Origin of the sequence: Chelativorans salis, from assembly GCF_025336525.1 — a bacterium.
Classification (GTDB): Bacteria; Pseudomonadota; Alphaproteobacteria; order Rhizobiales; family Rhizobiaceae; genus Chelativorans; species Chelativorans salis.
In genome coordinates this window covers 1,165,647-1,192,137 of record NZ_JAOCZP010000001.1, presented here as the reverse complement: position 1 = coordinate 1,192,137, position 26,491 = coordinate 1,165,647, and the positions used below count along the sequence as shown (strand labels likewise).

Annotated in this window: 20 protein-coding genes; 8 read left to right on the top strand and 12 right to left on the bottom strand. The window is 65.1% G+C overall.

The window, feature by feature from the left end; all coding sequences use genetic code 11:
- Positions 1-3 precede the first annotated feature (3 nt).
- The 7 genes from N5A92_RS05545 to N5A92_RS05515 form a co-directional block, all read right to left on the bottom strand.
- A complete protein-coding gene (locus N5A92_RS05545; protein WP_260900895.1) occupies positions 4-2,226 on the bottom strand; it encodes a 3-hydroxyacyl-CoA dehydrogenase NAD-binding domain-containing protein in 2,223 nt (740 codons plus the stop codon).
- Positions 2,227-2,243: 17 nt separating this feature from the next.
- On the bottom strand, positions 2,244-2,795 hold the full coding sequence (locus tag N5A92_RS05540; RefSeq protein ID WP_260900894.1) for a hypothetical protein: 552 nt from the start codon (positions 2,793-2,795) through the stop codon (positions 2,244-2,246).
- A gap of 2 nt (positions 2,796-2,797) precedes the next feature.
- Positions 2,798-4,006, bottom strand: a complete 1,209-nt coding sequence (locus tag N5A92_RS05535; protein ID WP_260900892.1) for an acetyl-CoA C-acetyltransferase — start codon at positions 4,004-4,006, stop codon at positions 2,798-2,800.
- Between the two features lie 16 nt (positions 4,007-4,022).
- Complete coding sequence (locus N5A92_RS05530) at positions 4,023-4,256, bottom strand: hypothetical protein (RefSeq protein WP_260900890.1); 234 nt, start codon at positions 4,254-4,256, stop codon at positions 4,023-4,025.
- Positions 4,257-4,258: 2 nt separating this feature from the next.
- Positions 4,259-5,431, bottom strand: a complete 1,173-nt coding sequence (locus N5A92_RS05525) for an acyl-CoA dehydrogenase family protein (protein ID WP_260900888.1) — start codon at positions 5,429-5,431, stop codon at positions 4,259-4,261.
- A gap of 71 nt (positions 5,432-5,502) precedes the next feature.
- Positions 5,503-7,299 carry an acyl-CoA dehydrogenase gene (locus N5A92_RS05520; protein WP_260900886.1) on the bottom strand — a complete coding sequence of 599 codons (1,797 nt, stop codon included), beginning with the start codon at positions 7,297-7,299 and terminating at the stop codon, positions 5,503-5,505.
- Positions 7,300-7,392: 93 nt separating this feature from the next.
- Positions 7,393-7,656 (bottom strand): hypothetical protein, encoded by a 264-nt coding sequence (locus tag N5A92_RS05515; protein WP_260900884.1) that lies wholly within the window; start codon positions 7,654-7,656, stop codon positions 7,393-7,395.
- Here N5A92_RS05515 and N5A92_RS05510 point away from each other — a divergent pair.
- The 3 genes from N5A92_RS05510 (at position 7,649) to N5A92_RS05500 (ending at position 13,018) form a co-directional block, all read left to right on the top strand.
- Positions 7,649-11,137, top strand: coding sequence for a peptidoglycan-binding protein (locus tag N5A92_RS05510; RefSeq protein ID WP_260900883.1), 3,489 nt, complete (start codon positions 7,649-7,651; stop codon positions 11,135-11,137). The genes N5A92_RS05515 and N5A92_RS05510 overlap by 8 nt on opposite strands.
- A 174-nt stretch (positions 11,138-11,311) precedes the next feature.
- On the top strand, positions 11,312-12,232 hold the full coding sequence (locus N5A92_RS05505; RefSeq protein WP_260900882.1) for a sulfite exporter TauE/SafE family protein: 921 nt from the start codon (positions 11,312-11,314) through the stop codon (positions 12,230-12,232).
- 3 nt (positions 12,233-12,235) lie between these two features.
- On the top strand, positions 12,236-13,018 hold the full coding sequence (locus N5A92_RS05500) for a TIGR02186 family protein (RefSeq protein ID WP_260900881.1): 783 nt from the start codon (positions 12,236-12,238) through the stop codon (positions 13,016-13,018).
- A 285-nt stretch (positions 13,019-13,303) separates the two neighbouring features.
- Here N5A92_RS05500 and pdeM read toward each other — a convergent pair whose 3' ends face one another.
- The 3 genes from pdeM to N5A92_RS05485 are packed head-to-tail and all read right to left on the bottom strand — an operon-like array spanning position 13,304 to position 17,547.
- Positions 13,304-14,017, bottom strand: coding sequence for a ligase-associated DNA damage response endonuclease PdeM (gene pdeM, locus N5A92_RS05495; protein ID WP_425248529.1), 714 nt, complete (start codon positions 14,015-14,017; stop codon positions 13,304-13,306).
- Positions 14,014-16,521, bottom strand: coding sequence for a ligase-associated DNA damage response DEXH box helicase (locus N5A92_RS05490; protein ID WP_260900880.1), 2,508 nt, complete (start codon positions 16,519-16,521; stop codon positions 14,014-14,016). The genes pdeM and N5A92_RS05490 overlap by 4 nt, the downstream gene beginning before the upstream one ends.
- A 51-nt stretch (positions 16,522-16,572) precedes the next feature.
- Positions 16,573-17,547 (bottom strand): class I SAM-dependent DNA methyltransferase, encoded by a 975-nt coding sequence (locus N5A92_RS05485; protein ID WP_260901015.1) that lies wholly within the window; start codon positions 17,545-17,547, stop codon positions 16,573-16,575.
- Between the two features lie 102 nt (positions 17,548-17,649).
- Between N5A92_RS05485 and N5A92_RS05480 the strand changes: the two genes are divergently transcribed.
- Positions 17,650-18,663 carry a ligase-associated DNA damage response exonuclease gene (locus tag N5A92_RS05480; protein ID WP_260901014.1) on the top strand — a complete coding sequence of 338 codons (1,014 nt, stop codon included), beginning with the start codon at positions 17,650-17,652 and terminating at the stop codon, positions 18,661-18,663.
- A complete protein-coding gene (locus tag N5A92_RS05475; protein ID WP_260900879.1) occupies positions 18,663-20,258 on the top strand; it encodes a cisplatin damage response ATP-dependent DNA ligase in 1,596 nt (531 codons plus the stop codon). The genes N5A92_RS05480 and N5A92_RS05475 overlap by 1 nt, the downstream gene beginning before the upstream one ends.
- A gap of 92 nt (positions 20,259-20,350) precedes the next feature.
- On the opposite strand, the gene N5A92_RS05470 is transcribed toward N5A92_RS05475, so the two are convergent.
- Both N5A92_RS05470 and N5A92_RS05465 read right to left on the bottom strand, forming a co-directional pair.
- Positions 20,351-20,845: a hypothetical protein gene (locus N5A92_RS05470; RefSeq protein ID WP_260900878.1), complete on the bottom strand. Its 495-nt coding sequence runs from the start codon at positions 20,843-20,845 to the stop codon at positions 20,351-20,353.
- Between the two features lie 26 nt (positions 20,846-20,871).
- Positions 20,872-21,384 carry a MarR family winged helix-turn-helix transcriptional regulator gene (locus N5A92_RS05465; protein ID WP_260900877.1) on the bottom strand — a complete coding sequence of 171 codons (513 nt, stop codon included), beginning with the start codon at positions 21,382-21,384 and terminating at the stop codon, positions 20,872-20,874.
- Positions 21,385-21,474: 90 nt separating this feature from the next.
- Here N5A92_RS05465 and N5A92_RS05460 point away from each other — a divergent pair, with 90 nt between their 5' ends.
- Genes N5A92_RS05460 through N5A92_RS05450 form a run of 3 tightly spaced genes read left to right on the top strand, consistent with a single transcriptional unit; the run spans position 21,475 to position 26,233 of the window.
- On the top strand, positions 21,475-23,250 hold the full coding sequence (locus N5A92_RS05460) for an N-acetylglutaminylglutamine amidotransferase (RefSeq protein ID WP_260900876.1): 1,776 nt from the start codon (positions 21,475-21,477) through the stop codon (positions 23,248-23,250).
- Between the two features lie 4 nt (positions 23,251-23,254).
- Complete coding sequence (gene ngg / locus N5A92_RS05455; protein WP_425248528.1) at positions 23,255-25,069, top strand: N-acetylglutaminylglutamine synthetase; 1,815 nt, start codon at positions 23,255-23,257, stop codon at positions 25,067-25,069.
- A 3-nt stretch (positions 25,070-25,072) separates the two neighbouring features.
- Positions 25,073-26,233, top strand: coding sequence for an osmoprotectant NAGGN system M42 family peptidase (locus tag N5A92_RS05450; protein WP_260900874.1), 1,161 nt, complete (start codon positions 25,073-25,075; stop codon positions 26,231-26,233).
- The last annotated feature ends 258 nt before the right edge of the window (positions 26,234-26,491 follow it).

Here is a 26,491-nt window from a genome sequence, read left to right as displayed (position 1 = left end):
GGATCAGGCAGCCTTCTTCATCTCTCCCGCGCCGTCGGGCGCAAAGCGGGTGTAGAAGGTCTCGCCCTTCTCCACCATCTCCAGAAGAAGCCTCGGCGGCTTGAACTGCTTGCCGTACTTCTTCTGCAGGCCCTTGGCGAGATCGACGAACGCTTCCGCCCCCATGCCGTCGATGTATGACAGCGTGCCGCCCGTATACGGCGCGAAGCCGAAGGCGAGGATGGAGCCGACATCGGCCTCGCGTGGGTCGGTGACGATGCCCTCCTCCATGACGCGGGCGGCTTCGAGCGCGATGGTGGCAAGGAAGCGGGACTTCAGTTCCTCGACATCGATCTTCTCCGGCGCCTGCTGCGGGTAGAGGTCGTTCAGCCCCGGCCACAGATGCTTCTTAGCCGGCTTTTCCGGATAGTCGTAGAAGCCCTTGCCGTTCTTGCGGCCATGGCGTCCATGCTTGCCGACCATGGCATCGATCAGCGCCATGTGGCGCGGGTCGACCGCCTTTTCGCCGAGATCGCGGATCGTCTGCTTCATGATCTTCTGGGCGAGATCGATGGCCGTCTCGTCGGTAAGCGCCAAGGGGCCGACCGGCATGCCCGCCATCTTCGCCGCGTTCTCGATCATCGGCGCCGGCACGCCCTCGATCAGCATTGAATAGGCTTCCTGCATGTAGCGCAGCACGCAGCGGTTGACGTAGAAGCCGCGCGTATCGTTGACGACGATCGGCGTCTTCCTGATGGCGCGCACGTAGTCCATCGCGAGGGCCAGCGCCTTGTCGCCAGTCTTTTTTCCCATGATGATCTCGACCAGCATCATGCGGTCAACCGGCGAGAAGAAGTGGATACCGATGAAGTTCCTCGGCCGCTTCGAGCTTTTCGCAAGACTCGTGATCGGGATGGTCGAGGTGTTGGAGGCGAAGATGGCGGAGGATTTCAGCACCGCTTCCGCCTTCTCTGTCGCCTCTTTCTTGATGGCTGAATCCTCGAACACCGCCTCAATCACCAGATTGGCGCCTTCGAGCAGGGCATAGTCCGGCGTAGCGGTGATCAGCGAGAGAAGCTTCTCCTTTTCCGCCTCGGTCGCGCGGCCCTTCTTGATCAGTTTGTCCATCAGAGCGGCCGAATGCGCCTTACCCTTGTCGGCAGAGGCTTGGTCACGGTCGATCAGCACCACCGGGATGCCTGCCTTTGCCGTCACATAGGCGATGCCCGCGCCCATGAAGCCGGCGCCGAGAACGCCTACCTTTTTCAGCTTCTTAGCCGGCACATCTTTCGGCCGCCGCGCGCCTTTATTGAGCTCCTGCAGGGAGACGAAGAGCGAGCGGATCATCGCCGCCGCCTCGCGGCTCTGCATGATCTCGGTGAAATAGCGCTGTTCGATTGTGAGCGCGGTGTCGAAGGGCACCAGCAGCCCCTCGTAGACACATTTCAGGATGGCAGTGGCGGCGGGATAGTTGCCGTAGGTCTCGCGGCGCAGGATGGCGATGGCCGGCGGCCAGAGATTGGCGCCCGCGGCGGAATAGACCGGCCCGCCCGGCAGCTTGAAGCCCTTCTCGTCCCACTGCTGGACCGGCTTCAGCCCGTCCTTGATCATCTTCTTCGCCGCGTCCACCAGCTTCCGCGGCGCTACGATCTGGTGCACCAGACCCATCGCCTTCGCCTTCTTCGGGCCGAGCGTCTGGCCGGTGGTCAGCATCTGCAGGGCTTCCTGCGGGTTTGCCAGCCGCGGCACGCGCTGGGTGCCGCCGGCTCCCGGGAAGATGCCGACCTTCACCTCGGGCAAAGCCATCTTCACCTTGTCCGTATCGGCCGCCACGCGCCCGTGGCAGGCGAGCGACAGCTCGAACGCGCCGCCCATGCAGGTGCCGTTGATGGCCGAGACCCAGGGCTTGCCCGACGTCTCCAGCTTGCGCCACAGCCAGCTCATGCGGCCGGCATTGTCGAAAAGCTGTTTGATCGCCTTGTCGCGGTCCCGATCCTTCTCGGCGTGGAACTGCCCCAGGATCTTCTGCAGCATGGTGAGGTCGGCGCCGCCGGAGAAGGTCTCCTTGCCGGAGGTGATCACCGCCCCCTTGATCGCCTCGTCGCCGGCCACCCGGTCGATGATCGCCTCCAGCTCGTCCATCACCTGTTCGGTAAAGACGTTCATCGAGCGGTCGGGCATGTTCCAAGTGATGAGCGCGATGCCGTCGGCGTCGGTCTCGACGGTGAAATTCTTGTAGTCAGCCATTAAAAATATCTCCGCTGTCAGCGATCGTGACCGCCGTGTCCGCCATCGTGAGCCGCATCGCCCGCGTAGCCGCGCTCGACGGCGTAAAGGCGCTTTTGATGCCTGCTCAGAAGCGGGTCCGTCTCCAGATGCGCCGTCAGATGCACGGCACGCAGGCGCCCCTCGATGTCGCCGATACGCGCCGTCAGTTCGGCAACGTCTTCCGCGCTTGCATTGCCGGAGGCAAAGGCCGCTTCAAGCTCCGCTTCAGCCTCCACCAACTCCTGGCCGAGGTCGCGGGCGGCGGCGTTCATGCGTGCGAAGATCGCTTCGATCTCCGCCTTCTGCTCTGCATCGAGGGCGATCTTTTCCGCCATGTCGAGCACGTGCCGCGGGCCGGGCAGGCCGTTGAGCTCCGCCGACAGGGCGTAGGAGAGGCCTTGCCCCTTCAGGAGCCCGTCGATGCGCTCCGGCGACAGCGCCTTGATCTGGCGTGTCTCGAGCCCCGCATAGGGCTGCTCGCCGTTCGACGCGATGCTTGCAGAGATGGGAAGGAGGGCGGCGGAAAGGACGAAAAGCAGCTTCTTCATGACTAAACCCGTTCGATGATGGTTGCCGTTCCCATGCCGGCGCCAATGCACAGCGAGACGAGCGCCGTGCTCAGATCCCGCCGCTCCAGTTCGTCCAGCACCGTACCGAAGATCATCGCCCCGGTGGCGCCGAGCGGATGGCCCATGGCGATAGCCCCGCCATTCACGTTGAGCTTGTCCGGGTCGATGTCGAAGGCCTGGCGGTAGCGCAGCACGACAGACGCGAAGGCTTCGTTGAGTTCGAACAGGTCGATGTCGGAAAGCTCCATCTTCGCCTTCTTCAGGAGCTTCTCCGTCACATCCACCGGCCCCGTCAGCATGATTGCGGGTTCCGAGCCGATATTGGTGAAGGTATGGATCTTCGCCCGCGGCTCCAGGCCAAGCGTCTTGCCGGCTTTCTTCGATCCGAGCAGAACTGCCGCCGCCCCGTCGACTATGCCGGAGGAGTTGCCAGCGTGGTGCACGTGGTTCACGCCCTCGATCTCCGGGTAGCGCTGCACGGCCACCGCGTCGAAACCGCCCATCTCGCCGGGCATCACGAAGGAGGGGTTGAGCGAAGCGAGCGACTGCATGTCCGTCGTCGGGCGCATGTGCTCGTCATGGTCGAGGATCGTCATCCCGTTCTGGTCCTTGATGGGGATGACCGAGTTCTTGAAATAGCCCTTCTCCCAGGCGTTGGCAGCGCGCTTCTGGCTCTCCACCGCATAGGCATCCACGTCGTCGCGCGTAAAGCCGTATTTGGTGGCGATGAGATCGGCCGAGACCCCCTGCGGCATGAAATAGGACGGCAGGCCCACCGAAGGATCCATGAACCAGGCGCCGCCCGACATACCCATGCCGACCCGCGACATGGATTCGACGCCGCCGGCGATCACGATCTCGTCGGAGCCGCCGGCGATCTTCGCCGCACCCAGGTTGATGGAGTCCAGACCCGAGGCACAGAATCGCGAGATCTGCATGCCGGGGGCGCGGTTGTCGTAGCCGGCCTCGAAGGCGGCGGAGCGCGGGATCACCGATCCCGCTTCGCCAACGGGATCGACACAGCCGAAGATGATATCGTCGACGAGCTTCGTGTCGAGGTTGTTGCGGTCGCGCACCGCCTCCAGCGTCTTCGCCGCCAGGCGGACGGCAGGCACTTCGTGGAGCGCGCCGTCCTTCTTGCCGCGGCCGCGCGGCGTGCGCACGGCATCGTACACATATGCATCAGCCATTGGGACGTTTCCTTGTCTAAGCGTTGCGGGACATGCCTGACGCCGGGGCGCCGTATTGAGTGATGAACTCTTTGAAAGCCGTATCGAGCTTCTCCGGATCGGCGAAGTCATCAAGCCGCTCAAGCATGATCGTGAGAAGATAGTTGTTGCCGAGCCCGTAGCGGGTGTTGAGTTCGCGCAGCCTTGCGTAGGCCTCCTCCGACAAGGCCGCTTGAAAACGTTTGGGAAGCGGATAGCGTCGCGCAGCCATATCTAAAGGCTCCTAGCAATCAGCAGCTTCATAACCTCGTTGGTCCCGCCATAGATGCGCTGCACGCGGGCATCGCGATACATGCGGGCGATGGGGTATTCGTTCATGTAGCCGTAGCCGCCGAAGAGCTGAAGGCACTCGTCGACCACACGGCCCTGAAGCTCCGACAACCAGCATTTGGCCATGGAGGCGGTGACGGGGTCCAAGCCGCCGTCGAGGTGGCGCGCCACGCAATCGTTGTAGAAGACACGGCCGACCGTCGCCTCAGTCTTCAGTTCGGCCAGCTTGAACTGCGTGTTCTGGAAGTCGATGATCTTCTGCCCAAATGCCTTGCGTTCCTTCACATAGTCGATGGTGAGCGACAGTGCGCGCTCGGCCATGGCGATCGCCGTCGCGCCGATCTGCAACCGTTCCTGCGGAAGCTGCTGCATGAGCTGGACGAAACCCTGCCCCTCCTCGGAGCCCAGAAGGTTCGCCGTCGGCACCCGCACGTCGTTGAAGAACAGTTCCGACGTATCGTTGGATTTCAGTCCGATCTTGTCGAGGTTGCGCCCGCGCTCGAAGTCCTCCACCTCATCCGTTTCGACGACGATGAGCGAGGTGCCCTTGGCACCTTTCTCCGGATCGGTCTTCGTCACCACGACGATGAGATTGGCAAGCTGGCCGTTGGTGATGAAGGTCTTGGAGCCGTTGATGCGGTAGCGGTTGCCATCTCTTTCCGCGCGCGTCTTCACGCCCTGCAGGTCCGAGCCCGCGCCCGGCTCGGTCATGGCGATGGCGCCGATCAGTTCGCCGGTCGCCATCCTCGGCAGCCACCGCCTCTTCTGCTCTTCGGAGCCGTAATGGAGGATGTAGGGGGCGACGATGGAGTTGTGCAGGGCGATGCCGAAGCCATCGACGCCGACATGGCTGATCGCCTCGATGATGGCGCTTTCGTGAGCATAGGTACCGCCCGCGCCGCCATATTCCTCCGGCATCGAAGCGCAGAGGAGGCCATGTTCACCGGCCTTCCGCCAGCTCTCGCGGTCGAAGCACTCCGCCTTCTCGAATTCCTCGTAGCGCGGCTCGATTTCCTCGGCGAGAAACCGCCGCGCCATGTCGTAGAGCATGGCGACATCCTCGCCCGCCCAGGCAGGCTTGGGAATTGCGAGCACGGCTGCGGGGTCGGTCGCCATGTCGTTCCTCCTCCTACACGGCTATTTCGGCACGGGACCCAACAGAACAGGAAAGCCGCCGCAATGCCAACTCAAAACGCCTCCGCCGGCAGCGCCATCATCGTGTCGGCACCGGACGAGATGCGGGCGAGGTGGGCGGCCGTCTCCGGCATGACGCGCTCCATGAAGTAGCGTCCCACCACCAGCTTCGGCTCAAGGAAGTCCGCGCTGCCGTCAGCGCCGGCAGCAATGCCGTTCTGCGCCACCTTTACCATGCGCCCCCACATGTAGCCGAGAGCGACGAGGCCGAAGAGGTGCATGTAATCATAGGAGGCCGCACCAGCGTTATCCGGCTTCTGCATGGCGTTCTGCATGAGCCACATGGTGGCGGCCTGGAGGTCGTTCAGCCCCTTCTTCAGCGCCTTGGTGTAGGGCGCCATCTTTTCGTCGGTACGGTTCTCCTCGCAGAAATCGCCCACCGTCTTGAAGAAGGCCTGCACCGCGCGGCCGCCGTTCTGCGCCAGCTTGCGGCCGACGAGGTCGAGCGCCTGGATGCCGTTGGCGCCCTCGTAGATCATGGCGATGCGGGCATCGCGCACGAACTGGCTCATGCCGTGCTCTTCGATATAGCCATGGCCGCCGAACACCTGCTGCGCCATCACCGCGTGCTCGAAACCCTTGTCTGTAAGCACGCCCTTGATGACGGGGGTCATCAGGGCGAGGTGGTCTTCCGCCTCCTGGCGGTCCTTCTCGTCCTCGCTGCGGTGGGCGATGTCGGACTGCAGCGCGGTCCACAGGATGAGCGCGCGGCCCGCCTCGTTGAAGGCGCGCATGGTCATCAGCTTCCTGCGGATGTCGGGGTGGACGATGATCGGGTCGGCCTTCTTATCCCTCGCCTTGGCGCCGGTGAGAGAGAGGCCCTGCAGGCGCTCGTGGGCGTAATCGGTGGCGTTCTGGTAGGCCACTTCGCCGAGCGCGTGGCCCTGCAGCCCGACGCCCAGCCGCGCCTCGTTCATCATCGTGAACATGGCCTTGAGCCCACCGTTCTCCGCGCCCAGCAGAAAGCCCTCCGCCTCGTCGTAGTTCATGACACAGGTGGCATTGCCATGGATGCCCATCTTCTCCTCGATGGAGCCGCAGGAAACTCCATTGCCCTCACCAGGATCGCCGGCATCGTCAACCTTCCGCTTCGGCACGATGAAGAGCGAAATACCCTTCACCCCCTCCGGCGCCCCCTCGATGCGGGCGAGCACCAGGTGGACGATGTTCTCCGCCATGTCGTGCTCACCGGCGGAAATGAATATCTTCTGCCCGGAGATCTTGTAGCTGCCGTCGCCGTTGGGCACGGCCTTGGTACGCAGAAGCCCAAGGTCCGTGCCGCAGTGCGGCTCGGTCAGGTTCATGGTGCCGGTCCAGGTGCCCTCGACCATGTTCGGCAGCCACTTCCGCTTCTGCTCTTCCGTCCCGTGGGCGAGGATGGCGGCAATCGCTCCTTGGGTGAGACCGGGATACATCATCAGCGCCATGTTGGCGGAAACGAGGTATTCGCCGACGGCCGAATGCACCAGATAGGGCAATCCCTGCCCGCCAAATTCGGTTGGGACCGAGAGGCCCATCCAGCCGCCCTCGCAATATTTGCGGTATGCCTCGATGAAGCCTTTCGGCGTCGTCACCGTGGCGTCCTCATGGCGGATGCAGCCTTCCATGTCGCCGACCCGGTTCAAGGGCTGCATGACGTTCTCGGCCAGTTTCGCACCCTCGTTGAGGATCGCTTCCAGCAGGTCGGGCGAGGCATCGGCGAAGCCCGGCAGGTTGTCATGGCGTTGGTAGCCAAGAACATCGCGAACGACGAAGACCGTGTCCTGCACGGGAGCCCTGTAGGTCGGCATGAAGTTCCTCCAGCACGCATCTCAACCCCGGCGGCAAGGTCCACCAGCCGGCACCGAAGGGCCTCATATCAAAGTTTGACGTGCGCGTAAACGTCAAACAACATTCAGCCCACGCCGCACGATGGGTAATTCGGTAATAAAGATTAACTGCTTGTTTACCACGATTGGTGAATGTTCTGGCATCGGAACGCCATCATGCTGTGCTTCGCACACATATTGGGTTCCGACCGAGGGGATGCTCTCTGGGGAACCCGCCATCGCCACAAGCGCACGGCGGCCCACTGAAATCCCCGCAATATCGTGTTCCACGTGCGGCGAGCCGATCAGCCGCGGAGAGGCGGGCGTTTCGATGAACACCAAGCGGTCCTACCTGGATAACCTGAATGCGGGGCGGCAGCGCAGGTCCGACACCACCCTTGAGGATATCAGCCGCACCCTCGACCAACTGGAAAGCCGCCTAGGGCGGACCCTGGAGACCCGCCAGCGCGGGCCCGAAAGGGAAAGCGATATCGCGCAGCGCATGCAGCGCCTTTCGGAAGCTGCCGCCGAGCCCCATCCCGAAAACCCTCGCACCTATAGCGCGGGCGAAGATTGCGATCAGCTGCAGCGTATCGCGCGCCAGATTGAAAGTTCCCGCCATCAGGAAGACCAGCTCACTTCCATCGGCAGCATAGCGGAGGAGCTGAAGGCGCTGCGTGAAGACATGCGTGCCATGGTCGGTTCCGGCCTGCGGCGTGAATTCAACGCGCTCCGGGAGGAATTGGCGGGCATCATGGCCGCCGCACCGCAATCGCCCATGACCGCCGAACTGAACGCGGAGTTCGAGCGGCTTTCCCGGGCGACTACTCTTCTGGCCGAGCGCAGCGACGACAAGAGCACGAAGATGCTGCGGCTGGAACTGGAGCAGGTCAAGGCTTCGCTCGACAGTCTCGCGCGGGAGGAAACCGTACGTTCCCTCGACAAACGCTGGGACACCATCGAAAGCCAGCTCGCGACGGGCGCCGATCCGGCGATAGAAAGGCTTGGCGCGCGGCTGGAGGAAATCGGCGCAGCGGTCGAGGGCCTGCCCGGATCGCTTTCATTGCACACGCTGGAAGAGTGTCTGCGCACCCTGGCAAGCTCCCTCGACCAGTTCGCCGGGCAGCCCGCCCGCGGCCAGCACGACCTTTACGCCATGATCGAGGAACGCCTCGACGAGATCTCGCGTGCCATCACGGCTTCGGCGGCGCTCGCCCATTCGTCGAACTTCGATGAAAAGCTGCTTGAGCGCATCGAGGCCCGCATCTCCTCGCTGGCGAACCAGATCAACGAGCTGGCCGAGGATCGCTCGGACGGCCTCGTCGTCGAGCGGCTCAATGCGCTTTCCGACCGCATCGACGAGGTCGCCCGGCGTATCGATGTGCCGGAACAGACGGTAGAGCAGCTGGCCGATACCATCACCCGGATTTCGGAGAAGCTCGACACCGTTTACCGTTCGGACGATGCCGGCATCATGGCGGCCATGGACAGCCGCTTCGCGGATCTCGCAGCCCGTATCGATGAGGCGCGAGAGGAGTCCGGCGACGGCAGCACCCTGCGCGCGCTGGAGGCGCGGCTGGAGGATGTCTCCCGCCGGCTGCAGAATTCCGCCTCCGCCGGCATGGGGCTCGACCGCGAGGTGATCCGCAATCTGGAGGCGCAGGTGGCGAGCCTCTCTGCCCACCTGGAGCGTCCTGGCCGCGAGGTTCCTGAATTCGAGGACCTGGCGCCGAGGCTGGAGAAGATCGAGCAGTCGATCGGCGAGAGCCGTGCCGCCATGATCGAAGCCGCCCGCCAGGCGGCCGAGCAGGCGGTCCAGACACTGGGTGTCGCTCGCACTGAGCCGGTGGACGCCCGCCTGACCGAGGACCTGAAGACGCTGGAAGCGCTGACGCGCAAGTCCGACGAGCGCAATACCAAGACCTTCGAGGCGATCCACGACACGCTGCTCAAGATCGTCGAGCACCTGGGCTCGATCGAGGCAGGCAAGCTCGCCCTCGCCCACGCGCCGTCCATCGACCCCTCGGAAGGCTACGAGGATGCCGGCATGCCGCGCCATCCCGAGCCGGGGCGCACGCCGGCCGAAGCCGCCGTGGCGGCGGCCGAGGCCGCGCTGTACGATGAGGGGGCGAGCACTCCGCGAGGGCAGGAGAAGCGCTCGATGCTGGGGGGGCTTTCACGTGCCATCACCGGCAGGCGCGGTCGCGCCGCGGAAGAGAACGTCCGCGAGGAACCCGTCCTCGCCGACGATCCCGAGGAGGGTGCGCTCGAGCCGTCCCTCGACGAGCAGCGGATCAACGAGCCGCTGGAGCCAGGTTCCGGCGCTCCCGACCTCAACTCCATCATGCGCCGCGTGCGCGACGAGCACGGCACCCGCGACGCCGCCTCGTCGGATACGGCGAAGGCTGATTTCATCGCCGCCGCACGTCGCGCCGCCCAGGCCGCGGCCGCGGAGGCGGAAATCTTGAAGGACAGCCGCGCCGAGACCGCCAGCAAGGGCGGAAAGCTCGGTATCGGCAAGGTTCTCGGTCGCCGCAAGAAGCACCTGCTTCTCGCACTTGGCACGGCCATCGTGCTCGCCGGCGGTCTGCAATACGCCAGGACGCTCTGGCAGGACGGCGAACCCGTGCGCATGGCGCAGGTGGTCGAGCCGACCGAGGAGCCTCAGGAGGCTGCGGTGAAGCCGGAGCTGGCCAAGCCTGAAACGGAAGAGCAGCCGGCCGGGCCGGTGCGCGTGGTCGACGCGCGCGACGAGGCGGATAGAAACGAAGAGATCTCAACGGCCGCCATCGACTCTCCGCATGATCTCACGCCGGTCGCGGAGAGCGAAACGCGAATGGCAAGCGCCGACACCGTTCTCCCGTCGAGCCTGCCGATGGCCACTCCGCCGCAGGAAGCTGCCCCCGAAGAGGCAGGCGTCGAGCCGACCGCGCGTGATCTGCCGAAAGTCCCCGAAGAGATCGAGCCGGCCTCACTGCGTCAGGCGGCAGCGGAAGGCAACGCCGCCGCTCTCTACGAGATCGCCAACCGCTATGCGGATGGAGTTGATGTGGAGGCCGACATGGCGGAGGCTGCCCGCTGGTATGAAGAGGCGGCCGAACGGGGCGTCGCTCCGGCGCAATACCGCATCGGCAATCTTTACGAGAAAGGCAACGGCGTCGAGCGTGACATCGCCAAGGCGAAGACGTGGTATCAGCGCGCCGCCGAACAGGGCAATGCCAGCGCCATGCACAATCTCGGCGTGCTCTACGCCATGGGCGCCGACGGCACGACGGACAACGAGTCTGCCGCGCGCTGGTTTCAGGAAGCCGCCGATCTCGGTGTCGTCGACAGCCAGTTCAACCTCGGCATCCTGGCCACCAAGGGCATCGGCGTAAAGCGCGACCTGAGCGAGGCCTACAAATGGTTCGACGTCGTTGCCAGAACAGGCGACGCGGATGCCGCCGCCAAGCGCGACGAGATCGCCAAGGTGATGGCGCCGGCAGACCTCGTCAAGGCCCAGGGTAAGGCAAAGCTCTGGAAGGCCCGGCAAGCCGATCCGCAGACCAACACCGTCGACATTCCCCGCGAGTGGCGCACGGACGAGATGGCCACCGGCAGCGTCGACGTGAAAGCCGTCGATATGAAGAAGGCCATCGGCAACATCCAGGTCATCCTCAACAAGAACGGCTTCGACGCCGGCCCCGCGGACGGCGTCATGGGCGACAGGACACGCGCCGCCATCAAGGCCTTTCAGAAGGAGAACGGCTTGGCCGAGACGGGCGTCGTAGACGATGCGCTGGTGCGCGCGCTGCTGGCGCGCAACAAGGAGGCACAGTGAGCGGTGTGGCCACGGCATAAATCCGTCGCAGAGCCATTTCCCGCAAGTTTTCAAAGTTTTCCCCCCGCGCGCGTTTGACTTCGCCGTCTTGTGGGCGCAAGAACGAGAGCAACATTTGAGCGTGCGCAACAGACCCGTCGCGCATTTTGTGCATAACAATCCCAGGTGTCGCGGGTGGGCATCTATCTCCCGATCGCGGAAATGTCCGTCAACATGGTGGTCCTGCTCGCCATGGGCGGCGCGGTCGGCTTCCTCTCCGGCATGTTCGGCGTCGGCGGCGGCTTCCTCATCACACCACTCCTGATCTTCTACAACATCCCGCCCGCCATCGCGGTGGCGACCGGCGCCAATCAGGTGATCGCCTCCTCCTTTTCCGGCGCGCTCGCCCATTTCAAGCGCGGCTCCCTCGACATGAAGCTGGGCGGCGTGCTTCTCGCCGGCGGTGTCGTCGGGTCGTCCATCGGCATCTACGTCTTCGCCTACCTGCGCAGACTGGGCCAGCTCGACCTCATCGTCTCGCTGCTATACGTGGCCTTTCTGGGTTCCGTCGGCGGCCTGATGCTCGTCGAAAGCGTGCGTGCCATCCGTCGCGCCAGGGGCGGCCAGGTCGCCTCGCTCCGCCGCCCCGGCCAGCACAATTGGATCCACCGCCTGCCGCTCAAGATGCGCTTCCGCGCCTCAAAGATCTTCGTCAGCATCATTCCGGTGCTGGGGCTTGGCGCCATCATCGGCTTCCTCGCCTCGATCATGGGTGTCGGCGGCGGTTTCATCATGGTGCCGGCGCTCATCTACCTGCTCAAGGTACCCACCAACGTCGTCATCGGCACGTCCCTGTTCCAGATCATCTTCGTCGCCGCCTTCACCACGGTGGTGCATTCGACGGCCAACCAGACGGTGGATGTCGTGCTCGCCTTCCTGCTCATGGTGGGCGGAGTGGCAGGCGCCCAGTATGGGGCGCGGGTCGGCCAGAGGCTGCGCGGCGAGCAGTTGCGCGCTCTGCTGGCGGTGCTGGTGCTGGCCGTTGCGCTGCGGCTGGCGTTCGATCTGTTCGTGCGCCCGGCAAGCATTTATTCGCTGGCGACGGGGGCTAGCTGATCGATGCTTCTCCCGCGCGCCCTCCTGCTTCTCTTTGTCACCGCCCTGGCCGGCAAGGCGCACGCCCAGGAGCCTGTAAGCGAAGGCATCCAGATCGGCCTTTCGACCGACCGCGTCTCCATCACCGCCGACTTCTCCGGCGCCAATCTCACCATATTTGGTGCGCTGGAGAACGTCGATCCACTCATCAGCCGGCAAGGCCGCTACGATGTCGTCGTGGTGCTGGAAGGGCCGCCGCGCACGGTAGTGGTGCGCAAGAAGACGCGGGTGCTTGGCATGTGGATCAACACCCAGTCGGTAATCTTCCGCGACGTGCCGGCCTCCTACTCCGTCGCCATGACCCGGCAGCCGCAGGACATCACCGCCCCCGCCAACTACCGGCGGCTGGCGCTGCGCCCGGAGAACGTTCATCTGCAGCCGCTCGACCCGGAAGAGAACGTGAGCACCCTTAAGGAGTTCAGGAATGCGCTGCGCGCCCGCAAGGAGGCGAGGGGGCTCTATGTGGAATACGCGGGCGGCGTGCAGTTTCTGTCGCGCAACCTGTTTCGCGCCACGCTGCGCCTGGCGCCCAACGTGCCCGTCGGCACACACCGGGCGCGCGCCTTCCTGTTCCGCAACGGCGTTTTCGTCGAGGAAACATCGGCCCTGCTGACCATCCGCAAGGCGGGGCTGGAGCAGCGCATCTTCGAATACGCGCACCAACGGAGCTTTCTCTACGGCCTCGCCGCCGTCCTGTTGGCGATCGTGACCGGCTGGCTCGGGCGGCTGATCTTCCGGAAGGAGTAGCTAAGAGACTGTTTGAAAACAGGGTGGCGGTTTGAGCCGGTCCGTGATTCGAGCTTCTGATGTGGACAGCAGCGAACCGGCCCGGATGGCCGCCGGTGTTGGGGGCACCTCAAGCGTCCGTTATTAGACTAGGCGACACCTGGGACATGGCGCTCAAGCGGATGGACAACGTAGGAATCGTTGTCGAAGACCTCGTAGGGACGATTGATTCCGGTTTTCCGACCGGAATTGCGTCAAAACAACGAGTCGGATCGGATCAACGATTCCGTGAAGCGATGATCCGAGCTACGCCGGCCGCAGCATGGCCCCGGTGATCGGATAGACCCGCTCGGCCCCCAGCATATAGGCCGTCAGCGCCTCGCGGCGGAACAGTCCGGCAAAGGCGCGATCAAGAACGTTGAGCGTGCCCGTCAGGCTGCCGAAGGCGGGCATGACGAGGCGGGCGCCGTCAGAGGCGAAGCAGGCCCGCCGCACGGAGCGGCCCCGCCGCACGATACGCGCGCCCGGATGCAGATGACCGGCGATCTCGCCCTCAGCCTCTCCCTGCGACGGCTCATGCCGGAATATGAGGCTCCCCACCGCCAGTTCCTCCACCCAGTGGCCAGGCAGGCCCTCCGGGGGCAGGGGATCGTGATTGCCGGAGATCCAGTACCACTGGCGCCCCGCCATCAGCGCCAGCAGCCGCTCGCGGAAGGCCTCGGGCATCCGACCGGCGCCGCCCGCATCGTGGAAACTGTCGCCGAGGCTGACGACCGCCGCGGGGCGATGCCGGTCGATCACGGCGGCCAACCGCTTCAGCGTTGCCGCTGTGTCATAGGGCGGCAGCATGCTGCCACGCCGCGCATAGGACGAACCCTTCTCCAGATGCAGGTCGGAGACGACGAGCAGGCGATCGGCTGGCAGGTAAAGCGCCCCCGAGGGATCGCAGACGGCACCCTCGCCGGCGACTGCGATCTCGACCGCCGGCAGCACCCCTCCCATCCCCTCCACAATCGTCATGCGCCGCCCATGGCCTCCTCGATCAGGCTGTCCGCCGCCTCACCCAGAAGCGACTCACTGGCGCCGCCCGGCACGGGCTCCCTGCCGATCTCCAGCATCGCGGGAACGGCCAGCGGCGAAATCCTCTCCAGATCTTTATGCATGATTCGGCCACGGGTGCGCGACAGCATCTCGCCGAGGCGCGCTATGTCGAGCAAACCCGTGGCCGCATCCCGCCATGTTGCCTGAAGCAGGATGTGGTCGGGTTCATGGGCGCGCAAGACGTCATAAATAAGGTCGGCGGAAACAGTCACCTGGCGCCCCGTCTTCTCCTGCCCCGGATGGCGCTTCTCCACCAGTCCGGAGATGACCGCGCAATTGCGGAAGGTACGCTTCAAAAGCCAGCTGTCGGCCAGCCACGCTTCCAGATCGTCCCCCAGCATGTCCTCGTCGAAGAGCTGCGCCAGCGATAGCACCCCCCGGCGGATCATGCCGCCCATATCCTCCAGCCCCCAGATCGCCAGCGAATAATCCGTCGCCACGAAGCCAAGCGGCCGTGCGCCCGCCCGCTCCAGCCGGCGCGTCAAGAGCATGCCCAGCGTCTGATGCGCCAGCCTGCCTTCGAAGGGGTAGGCCACCATGTAGTGGCGGCTGGCACGCGGGAATGTCTCGACAAGCAGGTCCTGCCGGCGCGGCAGCACCGATTTCTCCTTCTGGATGCGCAGCCAGTCAGCCACCTGCTCGGGCAGCGCCCGCCAGCGCTCAGGATCGCCCAGCATCGCACGCACTTCGCCGGCGAGATAGGTGGAGAGCGGAAACTTGCCGCCGGCATAGGATGGCACCATGGCGTCCTGCCCGGCGGCGGACGTGACAAAGCATTCGTTCTCGCGGATGCCCTCGAAGCGCAGAGTGCGCCCAGAGAACATGAAGGTGTCGCCAGGCGCCAGCGTCTCCAGGAAATATTCCTCCACCTTGCCAAGCACCATGCCGCCACGCATCGCCCCGCCGCGCTGCCGCGTCAGCCGCACGTTCAGCATCGGCGCCTCGACGATGGTGCCGACATTGAGCCGGTACTGCTGCGCAATCCGCGGATGGGAAATGCGCCAGCGCCCGTCCTTCATGCGGCGAATGCGGGCATAGCGCTCGTAGGTCTTCAGCGCATAGCCGCCCGTGGCGACGAACTCGACGACGCGGGAAAAGGTGGCCGCGTCGAGCCCGGAATATGCTGCCGCACTTCGCACCTCGTCGAAGAATTCCGCCTCATCGAACGGCCCGGCGCAGGCCCGCCCCAAAACGTGCTGCGCCAGAACATCGAGCGCACCGTCGCCCAGCGGCGGCGTGTCCTGCGCGCCCAGATAGTTCGCCTCGAGCGCGGCTCTACACTCCATCACCTCGAAACGGTTGGCCGGCACGAGGATCGCCCGGCTCGGCTCGTCCATACGGTGGTTGGAGCGGCCGATGCGCTGGGCAAGCCGGCTCGCCCCTTTCGGCGCCCCGACATGCACCACCAGGTCCACATCGCCCCAATCAATGCCGAGGTCCAGTGTGGAGGTGGCGACGATGGCCCGCAGGCTGTTCGTCTCCATCGCCTTTTCCACACGCCGCCGCTGCGCGACGTCGAGCGAGCCGTGGTGCAGCGCGATCGGCAGGTTGTCTTCGTTGATGTGCCACAGCTCGCGGAAGAGAAGCTCGGCCTGGCTGCGCGTGTTGACGAAGAGCAGCGTCGTCTTGTGCCGCCTGATCGCCTCGTAGACGGCAGGAATGGCATAGCGCGCCGAATGGCCGGACCACGGCACGCGCTCCTCCGTCTCCAGGATGGTGATCTCAGGCTTGGCGCCGCCGGCAACGGTGACGATGTCGGCCATGGCAGCCGTCTGCGTCTGATCGACCAGCCAGCGGCGCAGCGCGTCGGGCTCGGCCACCGTGGCCGAAAGGCCGATGCCGACAAGCCCGGGAGCAAGCCGCCTGAGCCGGGCCAATCCCAGCGAGAGCAGGTGCCCGCGTTTCGACGTGACAAGCGAATGCAGCTCATCCAGCACCACGTACTTCAAGCCGGCAAAAAAACGCTCCGCATCGGCAGACGCGATCAGCAGTGCAAGCTGCTCCGGCGTCGTCAGGAGAATGTCCGGCGGAACGTGCTTCTGGCGCTGTCGCTTGTGCGCCGGCGTATCGCCCGTGCGCGTCTCCATGCGGATGTCGAGCCCCATTTCGTCCACCGGCTGCGTGAGGTTGCGCTGGATGTCGACGGCCAGCGCCTTGAGCGGCGAGATGTAGAGCGTGTGGACGCCTCGGCGCGGCTCACCCGGCTTCGGCTTCAGCCTACCTGCCAGATCGGTGAGCGAGGGCAGAAAGCCGGCCAGCGTCTTGCCCGCGCCGGTGGGGGCGATGAGGAGGGCGGACCGGCCCTCGCCGGTGCGCCTGAGGAGTTCGAGCTGATGCGAACGCGGCGTCCATCCGCGCGCGGAAAACCACTCCCGGAACGGCGCGGGCAAAAGAGCGGCGCTATCGCCGTCGATGGGGGTCATCTGTTCCAAGAAGACTAGAACTAATGCAGAACAGACGTCTCGCCAAGCGGTTCAATGCGCCGGCGGGCGCTCGGGAGCTTCCACCGCTGCCACGATCTCGCCCACCTCCGCGGCAGCGTCCCTTCGCACAGCCACCACGATCAGCCCTTCCACGGGCTCGTCGCGGTCTATGCGGATTGTGGCGATCTCAAAGGAGGCGATGTCGAAGCCGGCGCCGGCCAGCAGTGCGCGAACATGCGCCGGCGCATGGGCATAGCGGCGGGAAGGCCGCAGCACCATCTCCTCCGCTCCCGCATGGCTTTCGACCGAAAAGGCGAAGACACCGCCCGGCTGCAGGTTCCCCGCCACCGTTTCGAAAATGCGCTGGAGCGCCCCCACATACATGAAGACATCCGCCGCGGTAACCAGATCGGCTCCCGTGGGGAGGGCAGAGAGCGTCAGGAGATCCCTACGTGCGAGCCGGTCATAGATGCGTTTGTCTTCGGCGCGCTTCAGCATCTCTGCCGAAATATCCATCCCTTCCAGAAAGCTCGCGAGGACTCTCAGCCGCTCGCCCATCAGCCCGGTGCCGCAGCCGAGGTCGATCGCATGGGCAAAGCGCTCGCGGCCAAGCCTCTTCAGCGCTTCCCAGATGAGCTCCGGCACACGGTAGGCGAGCCGTTCCACCAGCGCTTCGTCGAAGGTGCCGGCGTACTGGTCGAACAGCGTTTCCACGAAGGCACTGGGTGCGGCCTCGAGCCCAGGCAGGGCACCATGAAGTTCGAGCTTCAGCGCCGCGCCCAGCCGGTCCGTATGGTCGAGACGCAGCGCCGTGCGCCATGCCTCTGTCGCTGCAGTGAGGTCGCCGGCTTCCGCCAATATCTCGCCATGTCGGAAGTGACCGGCCGCCCATTCCGGTGCCAGTGACAGCGCCTCGCCCATCAGCTCCGCAGCCGCCCGGAAATCTCCAGCGGAAAAGAGCATCTGAGCGTAGCCGGCGCGGCGGTCGGCAAGGAGATTGCCGGAGGCGAAGAAGAGCGGGTTCATGCAGGTGGGGAAAATCCAGGCGAAGCGAGCGCGGCTTATGATGGAGAAGCAAGCAATTTGCAAGCGCCTTTCGCTTGCGCAAAAAACGCCTATCTTCACCGCATGACAAGCGCGCGCGACCTGCTCCGCTCCCGGCCCGAGGGGCTGTGCTGTCCGGAAGGCCAGTTCTTCATCGACCCCGTGCGCCCGGTCGAACGGGCGCTGATCACCCATGGCCACGCCGACCACGCGCGCGCCGGCCATGGCGCAGTACTCGCCACAAAAGAGACGCTCGACATCATGCGCCTGCGCTATGGCGAAGGCTTCGCCGGCACGGTGCAGGAGGCCCGGCCCGACGAGGCGATCTCCATCAACGGCATGCGCATCACCTTTCATCCCGCAGGCCACGTCCTCGGTTCGGCGCAGATCGCGGTTGAGGCGAACGGCGCCCGCATTGTCGCCTCCGGCGACTACAAGCGCAGCCGCGACCCCACCTGCGCGCCCTTCGAGCCGATCCCCTGCGACGTCTTCATCACCGAGGCCACCTTCGCCCTGCCGGTCTTCACCCATCCGGACCCCACCCATGAGGTCGGGCAGTTGCTGACGTCGCTGAAGCAGTTTCCCGAACGCACGCACATCGTCGGCGCCTATACGCTCGGCAAGGCCCAGCGCGTGATCGCGCTCCTGCGCGAGGCGGGCTACGGCGAGACCATCTACATCCATGGGGCTCTGGCCAAGCTCTGCGCCTATTACGAGAGCACCGGTGTGCCGCTCGGCCCCCTGCAGGCCGCGACCGTGGAGGAGGAAGGCGAAGCCCCGCCCGCCGGCACCGTCGTGGTCGCCCCGCCCGCGGCCATCGACGACCGCTGGTCGCGCCGCTTCGCCGATCCACTTGCCTGCTTTGCCTCGGGCTGGATGCGCATCCGCCAGCGGGCGCGCCAGCGCGGGGTCGAACTGCCGCTCATCATCTCCGACCATGCGGACTGGAATGAGTTGACGGATACCATCCGAGAGACGGGTGCCGGCGAAGTGTGGGTCACCCACGGCCGCGAGGAAGCGCTCGTGCGCTGGTGCGAACTGAACGGCATCATGGCCAAGCCGCTGCACCTCGCCGGCTACGAGGACGAGGCGGAATAGTGGAACGCTTCGCCGAACTCCTCGACCGGCTGGTGCTCACGCCCGCGCGCAACGGCAAGCTGAGGCTCCTCACCGACTATTTCACCACCGTGCCGGATCCCGACCGCGGCTATGGGCTTGCCGCCCTCACCGGCGGCCTCGACTTCCCGGCGGTCAAGCCGGCGATGCTGCGCACGCTGACGACCGAGCGCGTGGACCCGGTGCTTTTCGCCTATTCCTATGACTATGTCGGCGACCTCGCCGAGACAGTCTCCCTCATCTGGCCAGCAGACGGTGGAATGGAAGCGCCCGCCCTTTCGGAAGTCGTCGAGCGCCTTTCCCACGCCAGTCGCTCCGACGCGCCGGCAGTGATGGCCCGGCTCCTCGATCAGCTCTCCCCCTCAGGCCGCTTCGCAGCAATAAAGCTCGCCACCGGGGGCTTGCGCGTCGGCGTCTCGGCACGTCTCACCAAGCAGGCGCTGGCCGCCTTCGGCAACGTGGAGGTCCAGGAGATCGAGGAGTTGTGGCACGGCCTGGCGGCTCCCTACACGGAGCTCTTCGCCTGGCTCGAAGGCAAAAGGCCGAAGCCCGAGAACGCGGCCAAGGCGCCTTTCCGCCCCGTCATGCTGGCGCACCCGGCGGCCGAGGCCGACTTCTCCACCCTCGACCCCGAAGCCTATGCCGCCGAATGGAAATGGGACGGCATCCGCGTGCAGGCGGTGGCGGAAGGCGGCGTCCGCCGCCTCTACTCTCGCACCGGCGACGACATCTCCGGCGCCTTCCCCGATCTCATCGAGGCGATGGATTTCGACGCCGCGCTCGACGGCGAACTCCTCGTCGGCGACCCGCGAGAGAAAACCGGTACCTTCTCCGACCTCCAGCAGCGGCTCAACCGCAAGACGGTCTCGCGCACCATGCTGACGAACTACCCCGTCTTCATGCGCTGCTACGACCTCCTGCTTCTGGGCGACCGCGACGCCCGCACGCTCCCCTATGCCGAGCGCCGCTCGCAGCTCGCCGCCTTCGTGGCGGACCTCCCCGGCGACCGTTTCGACCTGTCGCCGGAAATCTCCTTCGCAAGCTGGCAGGAGCTCGACGACAAGCGCTGCCACCCGCCGCATCCCGTCATCGAGGGTGTGATGCTGAAGCGCAAGGATTCGCCCTACCTCCCCGGTCGCCCCAAGGGCCCATGGTTCAAATGGAAGCGCGATCCCTTCACCGTGGATGCGGTGCTGATGTACGCCCAGCGCGGCCACGGAAAACGCTCGAGCTTCTATTCCGACTACACCTTCGGCGTCTGGTCGGGGCCCACGGAAGACCCGGTGCTCGTCCCCGTCGGCAAGGCCTATTTCGGCTTCACCGACGAGGAACTCCGGCAGATCGACAAATATGTGCGCGACAACACGGTGGAGCGTTTCGGCCCGGTGCGTGCGGTGCGCGCCGACAAGAGCCACGGCTTGGTGCTGGAAGTCGCCTTCGAAGGCCTCAACCGCTCGACGCGCCACAAATCCGGCATCGCCATGCGCTTCCCCCGCATCTCCCGGCTCCGCTGGGACAAGCCCACCCACGAGGCCGACCGCATTGAGACGCTGGAAGGAATGCTGCCGCCAGGCTAGAGCAGGAAAAGTGGCAACCGGTTTTCCGTCCGGAATTGCGACAAACCAAAGGAGCAGATCGGATCATCGGTACCTTGAAACGATGATCCGGTCTAGGTCTCCCCGAGTTCATACGTCGCCTGAAGCGCGCCCGAACGGTAGACATAGCGGGCGATGCAGGTGCCCTTGTCCGGCGTCGTGTCGCAGTTCGTGCTGTCCACCTCCACCTCCAGAACTGTGCCGTCCTGCTCGAACGTCGGCACACCGCCGAGGATCCGCGTCGGGTTCTGGTAGTCTTCGCTTGAGAGTGCGACATCGATGTTGCAGCCGCCATTGCCGCAGAAGGCCGTTGCCGCCCCGCCACACACCATCGGCGAGGGATCGAGCACATAGTCCTCCCGCCCGTCGCCATCCAGATCGGCGGTCAGGATGCGCGGTCGGTCGGCGCCGTTCTCCATTGTGCCGCCCAGCGCCGTGCATTCCTGAGCATAGCCGTCGATGGCCGCCTCGACCCCCGGCGGAAGCGGCTCGGCGTCGTCAGCCTCGGCGTACGATGTTGCGGCAAGGGCGAGAAAGGCAAAGGCGGCAACCGAACGTGAATGGTGCATATGCGTCTTCTCCTAGCAGCGTGCCCTCATCCCCACAAGTCGGATCCGGCATCCTGCGCGCTCTTCCCGTCCTCGGCGCTCATCATATCGGCAACCGCCTGCAATGCATCCACGATTTCCCGTCGCCTGCCTTCTTCCAGCGCAGCAAAGCGCGTGGCGAAATTTTCGCCCAGGGGCTCCGGCGCATTGGCGACGAGAGCCATTCCCTTATCCGTCAGCCGCGTGTGCACGATGCGCCGGTCGAGCAACGAGCGGTAGCGCTCGATGATCGCGCGCTCCTCCAGCTTGTCGAGGATGGTGATGACCGTTGCCGGGCTCAGATCGGCATGCGCGGAAAGCACCGTCGTCGTCACCTCCCCAAGCGCGGCGATGGCTTTCAGGATGACGAGCTGCGGCGCCGTCAGGCCGATCGCCTTTATGAGCGCCCGCGACTGCAGGTCACTGGCCCGCAGGATGCGGCGGATGGCCTTCTCGACGACGCGCAGCTCCTCCAGCGGGAACCCGCCGGCAGCCTGTGCGTTCTCGGAAAGTTGGTTCATAAGCGACGCCATTCATTTGACATCAAATCATCAGAACTATAACTAACACGTCGCCCGGTGCAACGACTAAAGAGGGACCCCCCGCTTCTCATGTGCGGTATTTGCGGAGAATTGAGATTCGACGGCGGCCAGCCGTCACCCGTCGCCCTTTCTAAAATGATGGAAAGCCTTGCCCCGCGCGGGCCGGACGGCACCGGTGTGGTGCTGCACGACAACACGGCCTTCGGCCATTGCCGGCTGAAGATCATAGACCTGTCGGAGAAGGCCAGACAGCCCATGGAGGACCCCGAGCTGGGTCTCACCATCTGCTTCAACGGCTGTATCTACAATTATCCGGAACTGCGCGTCGAGCTCGAGGAGAAGGGCTACCGCTTCTTCTCCACCGGCGACACCGAGGTGATCCTCAAGGCCTGGCATGCCTGGGGCGAGAAATGCGTCGAGCGCTTCCATGGCATGTTCGCCTTCGTGCTGCACGAGCGCGACACCGGCCGCATCGTCATGGCGCGCGACCGTTTCGGCATCAAGCCGCTCTATCTCTCCGAGACGCCGAGCACCTTGCGCTTCTCCTCGTCCCTCCCGGCATTGGTGGCCGGCGGCGGGGTCGACACGTCCGTCGACCGCATAGCGCTCCACCATTACATGACCTTTCACGCCATCGTGCCGCCCCCGCGCACGATCCTCAACGGCGTCAAGAAACTGCCGCCCGCCACCATCCGTGTCATCGAGCCCGACGGCACGAAGCGCGACCGCGTCTACTGGGACCCGCCCTATGAGCGCGATCCTGCGCTCACCTCGCTCACCTCGGAGGAATGGCGCGACCGCGTGCTGGAGGCGCTCCGCCTCGCCGTCAAGCGCCGCATGGTGGCCGACGTGCCGGTGGGCGTGCTTTTATCCGGCGGCGTCGATTCCAGCCTCATCGTCGGCCTTCTGGCCGAGGCCGGGCAGACCGGTCTGATGACCTTCTCCGTCGGCTTTGAGGAGGCTCATGGCGAAAAGGGCGACGAGTTCGTCTATTCCGACATGATCGCCGAGCGTTTCGGCACCAATCACCACCAGATTTTCGTCCCCTCCAGCGACCTCATGGACGCGCTGCCCGGCACCTTCCAGGCGATGTCCGAGCCGATGGTCTCCTACGACAATGTCGGCTTCTACCTCCTGTCGAAGGAGGTCTCGAAGCACATCAAGGTCGTGCAGTCCGGACAAGGCGCGGACGAGGTGTTCGGCGGCTATCACTGGTATCCGCCGTTGATGCACTCCAACGACGTGGTCGGCGACTACGCCGACGTCTTCTTCGACCGCTCGCACGCAAGACTGAAGGAGCAGCTGGCGCCTGAGTGGCATACGGAGGAAGACGTCAGCCGTGCCCTCGTGGCGCGTCACCTGACGCGGCCGGGCGCCGATACGCCGGTCGATGCCGCACTTCGCCTCGATTCTTCGGTGATGCTGGTCGACGACCCGGTCAAGCGCGTCGACAACATGACCATGGCCTGGGGGCTCGAAGCACGCGTTCCCTTCCTTGACCACGAGCTCGTGGAGCTCGCCGCCCGCATCCCGCCGGAGGAGAAGCTGAAGGGCGGCGGCAAAGGCGTCCTGAAGGATGCCGCCCGCCAGGTGATCCCGAGCGAGGTGATCGACCGCACCAAGGGCTATTTCCCCGTGCCGCAGCTAAAATATGTCGCCGGCCCCTATCTGGATATGGTGCGTGATGCGTTAAGCTCTAAAGCAGCGCGCGAGCGCGGGCTGTTCCGCCAGGAGTATCTGGATACGCTCTACGCCGCGCCCGCCGACCACATCACGCCGCTGCGTGGCTCTGCGCTGTGGCAGGTCGGCCTACTGGAATTGTGGCTGCAGACCCACGGGATCTGAGCAAATGGCAAAGCACGACGAGCAGGCTGGGCGCGCCCACCGGGGACGCACCGACAAGGCGCTCGGCCATCGCCTGAAGCGGCTTCGCAGCGAGACCATGAAGCCGGCAAGCGGCCATGGTGAGGGCGAGGAGGACAAGCAGGCGAAATCGGTGGCGCTCGAGATGGGTTGGGGCAGGCTGCTCTTCGCCCAGACTTATCCCACCAACGCCGAGATCGTCGAGGCACTGCACCAAGAAGGCCCGGCCCGCCGTGACATCGCCTTTTATATCCGCGATCCGCACGTGCTTCTGGCGCTTGCGCCGCAAGAGCTATTCCTCGACCCGTCCCACACCTACCGGCTGAACCTGGCCACCTACCGGCCGAGCCAGCGCCAGCCGCGCGGCTTCTTCATCCGCAGGCTCTCCTCCGAGGCCGACGCCGATGCCGTCAACGCCATCTACCAGAGCCGCGGCATGGTGACGGTCAGGCCGGACTTCTTCTGGAGCAAGCGCGACAGCCGCGCCATCACCTACCTCGTCGCCGAGGACGAGTTGACCGGCGACATCGTCGGCACGGTGACGGGCGTCGACCATCGCCGCGTTTTCCACGATCAGGAAAACGGCTCGTCGCTGTGGTGCCTGGCTGTCGACCCGCAAAGCCGCCATCCCGGCGTCGGCGAGATGCTCGTGCGCCGCCTGGCCGAACATTTCCAGGCCCGCGGCGCCAGCTTCATGGACCTGTCAGTCATGCACGACAACGAACAGGCCATCGCGCTCTACGAAAAGCTCGGCTTCCACCGTGTCCCCATCTTCGCGGTGAAGCGCAAGAACCCCATCAACGAAAAGCTGTTCACCCATCCGCCGGCCGCTTACGACCAGCTCAACCCCTATGCCCGCATCATCGTCGACGAGGCGCAGCGCCGCGGTGTCGCCGTCGAGATAACGGATCCGGATGGCGGCTTCTTCCGCCTGTCCTTCGGCGGCCGCTCCATCCACTGCCGCGAAAGCCTTTCCGAGCTCACCTCCGCTGTCGCCATGTCGATCTGCGACGACAAGGCGGTCACGCGGCGCACGGTGGAAAAAGCGGGCCTGATCGTGCCGGAGCAGCTTGACGCTGCGAGCGGCAGCAAAGCCATCGAGGAATTTCTGAAGAAGCACGGGCGCCTGGTGGTCAAGCCGGCGCGCGGCGAGCAGGGCCGTGGCGTGGCCGTCGGGCTGGAAACCCTGGAGGAGGTGGAGGAGGCGATCGCGGTCGCAGGTGAGATCAGCGATAGCGTGCTGGTGGAGTCCTGCTTCGAGGGCGAGGACCTGCGTCTCGTCGTCATCGACTACCGGCTGGTCGCCGCCGCCGTGCGCCGCCCGCCCTGCGTGGTGGGCGATGGTGTGAGCACGATAGAAAAGCTGATCCGCCACCAGTCGCGCCGTCGTGCCGCCGCCACCGGCGGCGAGAGCACTATTCCAGTCGATGGCGAAACGCGGCGCTGCCTTGCCGGTGCCGGCTATACACTCGATTCGGTGCCGCCGGAAGGCCAGGAGGTGGTGGTGCGCAAGACGGCCAACCTGCACACCGGCGGCTCCATCCACGATGTAACGGAACACGTCCATCCCGTGTTGGTGAATGCTGCCTGCAAGGCTGCGCGTGCCATTGAGATCCCGGTGGTGGGCATAGACTTCATGGTAAGGTCGCCAAATCTGCCCGAATATGTTTTTATCGAAGCGAATGAGCGGCCTGGTTTGGCCAATCACGAACCGCAACCCACTGCCGAACGCTTCGTCGATCTTCTGTTTCCGCGCACGGGCCTCAAGTCAGCGAAGCAGGCGCTCGGTTCCAAGGAGTGATCCGTGACGCGTCTGAAGATAGACGTCGACTACCTTACCGCGCAACTGAAAGCCCTTCTGGCGATCGACAGCCCCACCGGATACACCGACACAATCGTCCGTCACGTCACGGAGGAGTTGGAGCGGCTGGGCCTGGAGCCGGAGCTGACGCGGCGCGGCGGCATCCGCGCTATCTGGCGTGGCGACCGCCGGCGCGGCGCGCGCGCCATCATCACGCACGTCGATACGCTGGGCGCCCAGGTCAAGCTCATCAAAGAGACGGGCCGTATGGAGCTGGTGCCGATCGGCCACTGGTCGGCCCGCTTCGCGGAAGGCGCCCGCGCCACCATCTATACGGAGAAGGGAAGCTTCCGCGGCTCCATCCTGCCCCTGATGGCCTCCGGCCATACTTTCAACGAGGGCGTCGACAACCTGCCCATCGGCTGGGAGCATATCGAGCTGCGCGTTGATGCGCTCGCCTGGAGCCGTGACGACACCCTGTCGCTCGGTATCGATGTCGGCGACTATGTCGCCATCGACCCGCAGCCGGAATTTCTGGAGAACGGCTTCATCGTCTCGCGCCATCTCGACGATAAGGCGGGCGTGGCCATCGCGCTCGCCTCGCTGGAGGCGATGCGGCGCGAGAAGGCGCAGACACCACCGGTCGACACCCACTGGCTTTTCACCATCTCCGAGGAGGTGGGCGTGGGCGCCGCGGCCATCGTTACGCCGGAGATCGCCTCCATGGTCACGATCGACAACGGCACCACCGCGCCGGGGCAGAACTCGTCGGAGTTCGGCGTCACCATCGCCATGGCCGACCAGTCCGGCCCCTTCGACTATCACCTGACGAAGAAGCTGGTGGACCTGTGCCGCGAAGAGGACATCCGCTTCCAGAAGGACATCTTCCGCTACTACCGCTCCGACTCAGCCTCCGCGCTGGAGGCCGGGCACGACGTGCGCACCGCTCTTATTGCCTTTGGCATCGATGCCTCGCACGGCTACGAGCGCATCCACGTCCACGCCCTGCGCTCGGTGGCCGAACTCACGACGGCTTACGTCATGAGCGCACTGGAGATCGAGCGCGACGTGGAGGAGGTCTCCGATATCGAGGGGTTCACCGAACAGCCCACCGAAGCGGCCGAACAACCCACCCGCCCGCGCAAGCTGCCCGAGCCGAGATAGCCATCCTTTCGTGCTGCTTGTTCGTCCCCCCACCCCACAAGGGGGTTATCGCACGGAGTCCTTGTTCGGCTTCGCCGGACCCCACCCTCAATTCCTCCCTCAAGGGGGGAGGGAAGTCCGGCTGAGCACTGCATCGTCCCGCTCCCCCTTGAGGGGAGGAATTGAGGGTGGGGGTTAAACAGATAGAAAAAAGTCACATGCGATAGCCCTGCCCTTGTTGAGGGAGATGCCCGGCAGGGCAGAGGGGCGAAGACATTT

Excerpts from the sequence above, each read along its gene's own strand:
- N5A92_RS05545 (WP_260900895.1), bottom strand. The coding sequence starts at position 2,226 with ATGGCTGACTACAAGAATTTCACCGTCGAGACCGACGCCGACGGCATC.
- N5A92_RS05540 (WP_260900894.1), bottom strand. The coding sequence starts at position 2,795 with ATGAAGAAGCTGCTTTTCGTCCTTTCCGCCGCCCTCCTTCCCATCTCT.
- N5A92_RS05535 (WP_260900892.1), bottom strand. The coding sequence starts at position 4,006 with ATGGCTGATGCATATGTGTACGATGCCGTGCGCACGCCGCGCGGCCGC.
- N5A92_RS05530 (WP_260900890.1), bottom strand. The coding sequence starts at position 4,256 with ATGGCTGCGCGACGCTATCCGCTTCCCAAACGTTTTCAAGCGGCCTTG.
- N5A92_RS05525 (WP_260900888.1), bottom strand. The coding sequence starts at position 5,431 with ATGGCGACCGACCCCGCAGCCGTGCTCGCAATTCCCAAGCCTGCCTGG.
- N5A92_RS05520 (WP_260900886.1), bottom strand. The coding sequence starts at position 7,299 with ATGCCGACCTACAGGGCTCCCGTGCAGGACACGGTCTTCGTCGTTCGC.
- N5A92_RS05510 (WP_260900883.1), top strand. The coding sequence starts at position 7,649 with ATGAACACCAAGCGGTCCTACCTGGATAACCTGAATGCGGGGCGGCAG.
- N5A92_RS05500 (WP_260900881.1), top strand. The coding sequence starts at position 12,236 with ATGCTTCTCCCGCGCGCCCTCCTGCTTCTCTTTGTCACCGCCCTGGCC.
- pdeM (WP_425248529.1), bottom strand. The coding sequence starts at position 14,017 with ATGACGATTGTGGAGGGGATGGGAGGGGTGCTGCCGGCGGTCGAGATC.
- N5A92_RS05490 (WP_260900880.1), bottom strand. The coding sequence starts at position 16,521 with ATGACCCCCATCGACGGCGATAGCGCCGCTCTTTTGCCCGCGCCGTTC.
- N5A92_RS05485 (WP_260901015.1), bottom strand. The coding sequence starts at position 17,547 with ATGAACCCGCTCTTCTTCGCCTCCGGCAATCTCCTTGCCGACCGCCGC.
- N5A92_RS05480 (WP_260901014.1), top strand. The coding sequence starts at position 17,650 with ATGACAAGCGCGCGCGACCTGCTCCGCTCCCGGCCCGAGGGGCTGTGC.
- N5A92_RS05470 (WP_260900878.1), bottom strand. The coding sequence starts at position 20,845 with ATGCACCATTCACGTTCGGTTGCCGCCTTTGCCTTTCTCGCCCTTGCC.
- N5A92_RS05465 (WP_260900877.1), bottom strand. The coding sequence starts at position 21,384 with ATGAACCAACTTTCCGAGAACGCACAGGCTGCCGGCGGGTTCCCGCTG.
- N5A92_RS05460 (WP_260900876.1), top strand. The coding sequence starts at position 21,475 with ATGTGCGGTATTTGCGGAGAATTGAGATTCGACGGCGGCCAGCCGTCA.
- ngg (WP_425248528.1), top strand. The coding sequence starts at position 23,255 with ATGGCAAAGCACGACGAGCAGGCTGGGCGCGCCCACCGGGGACGCACC.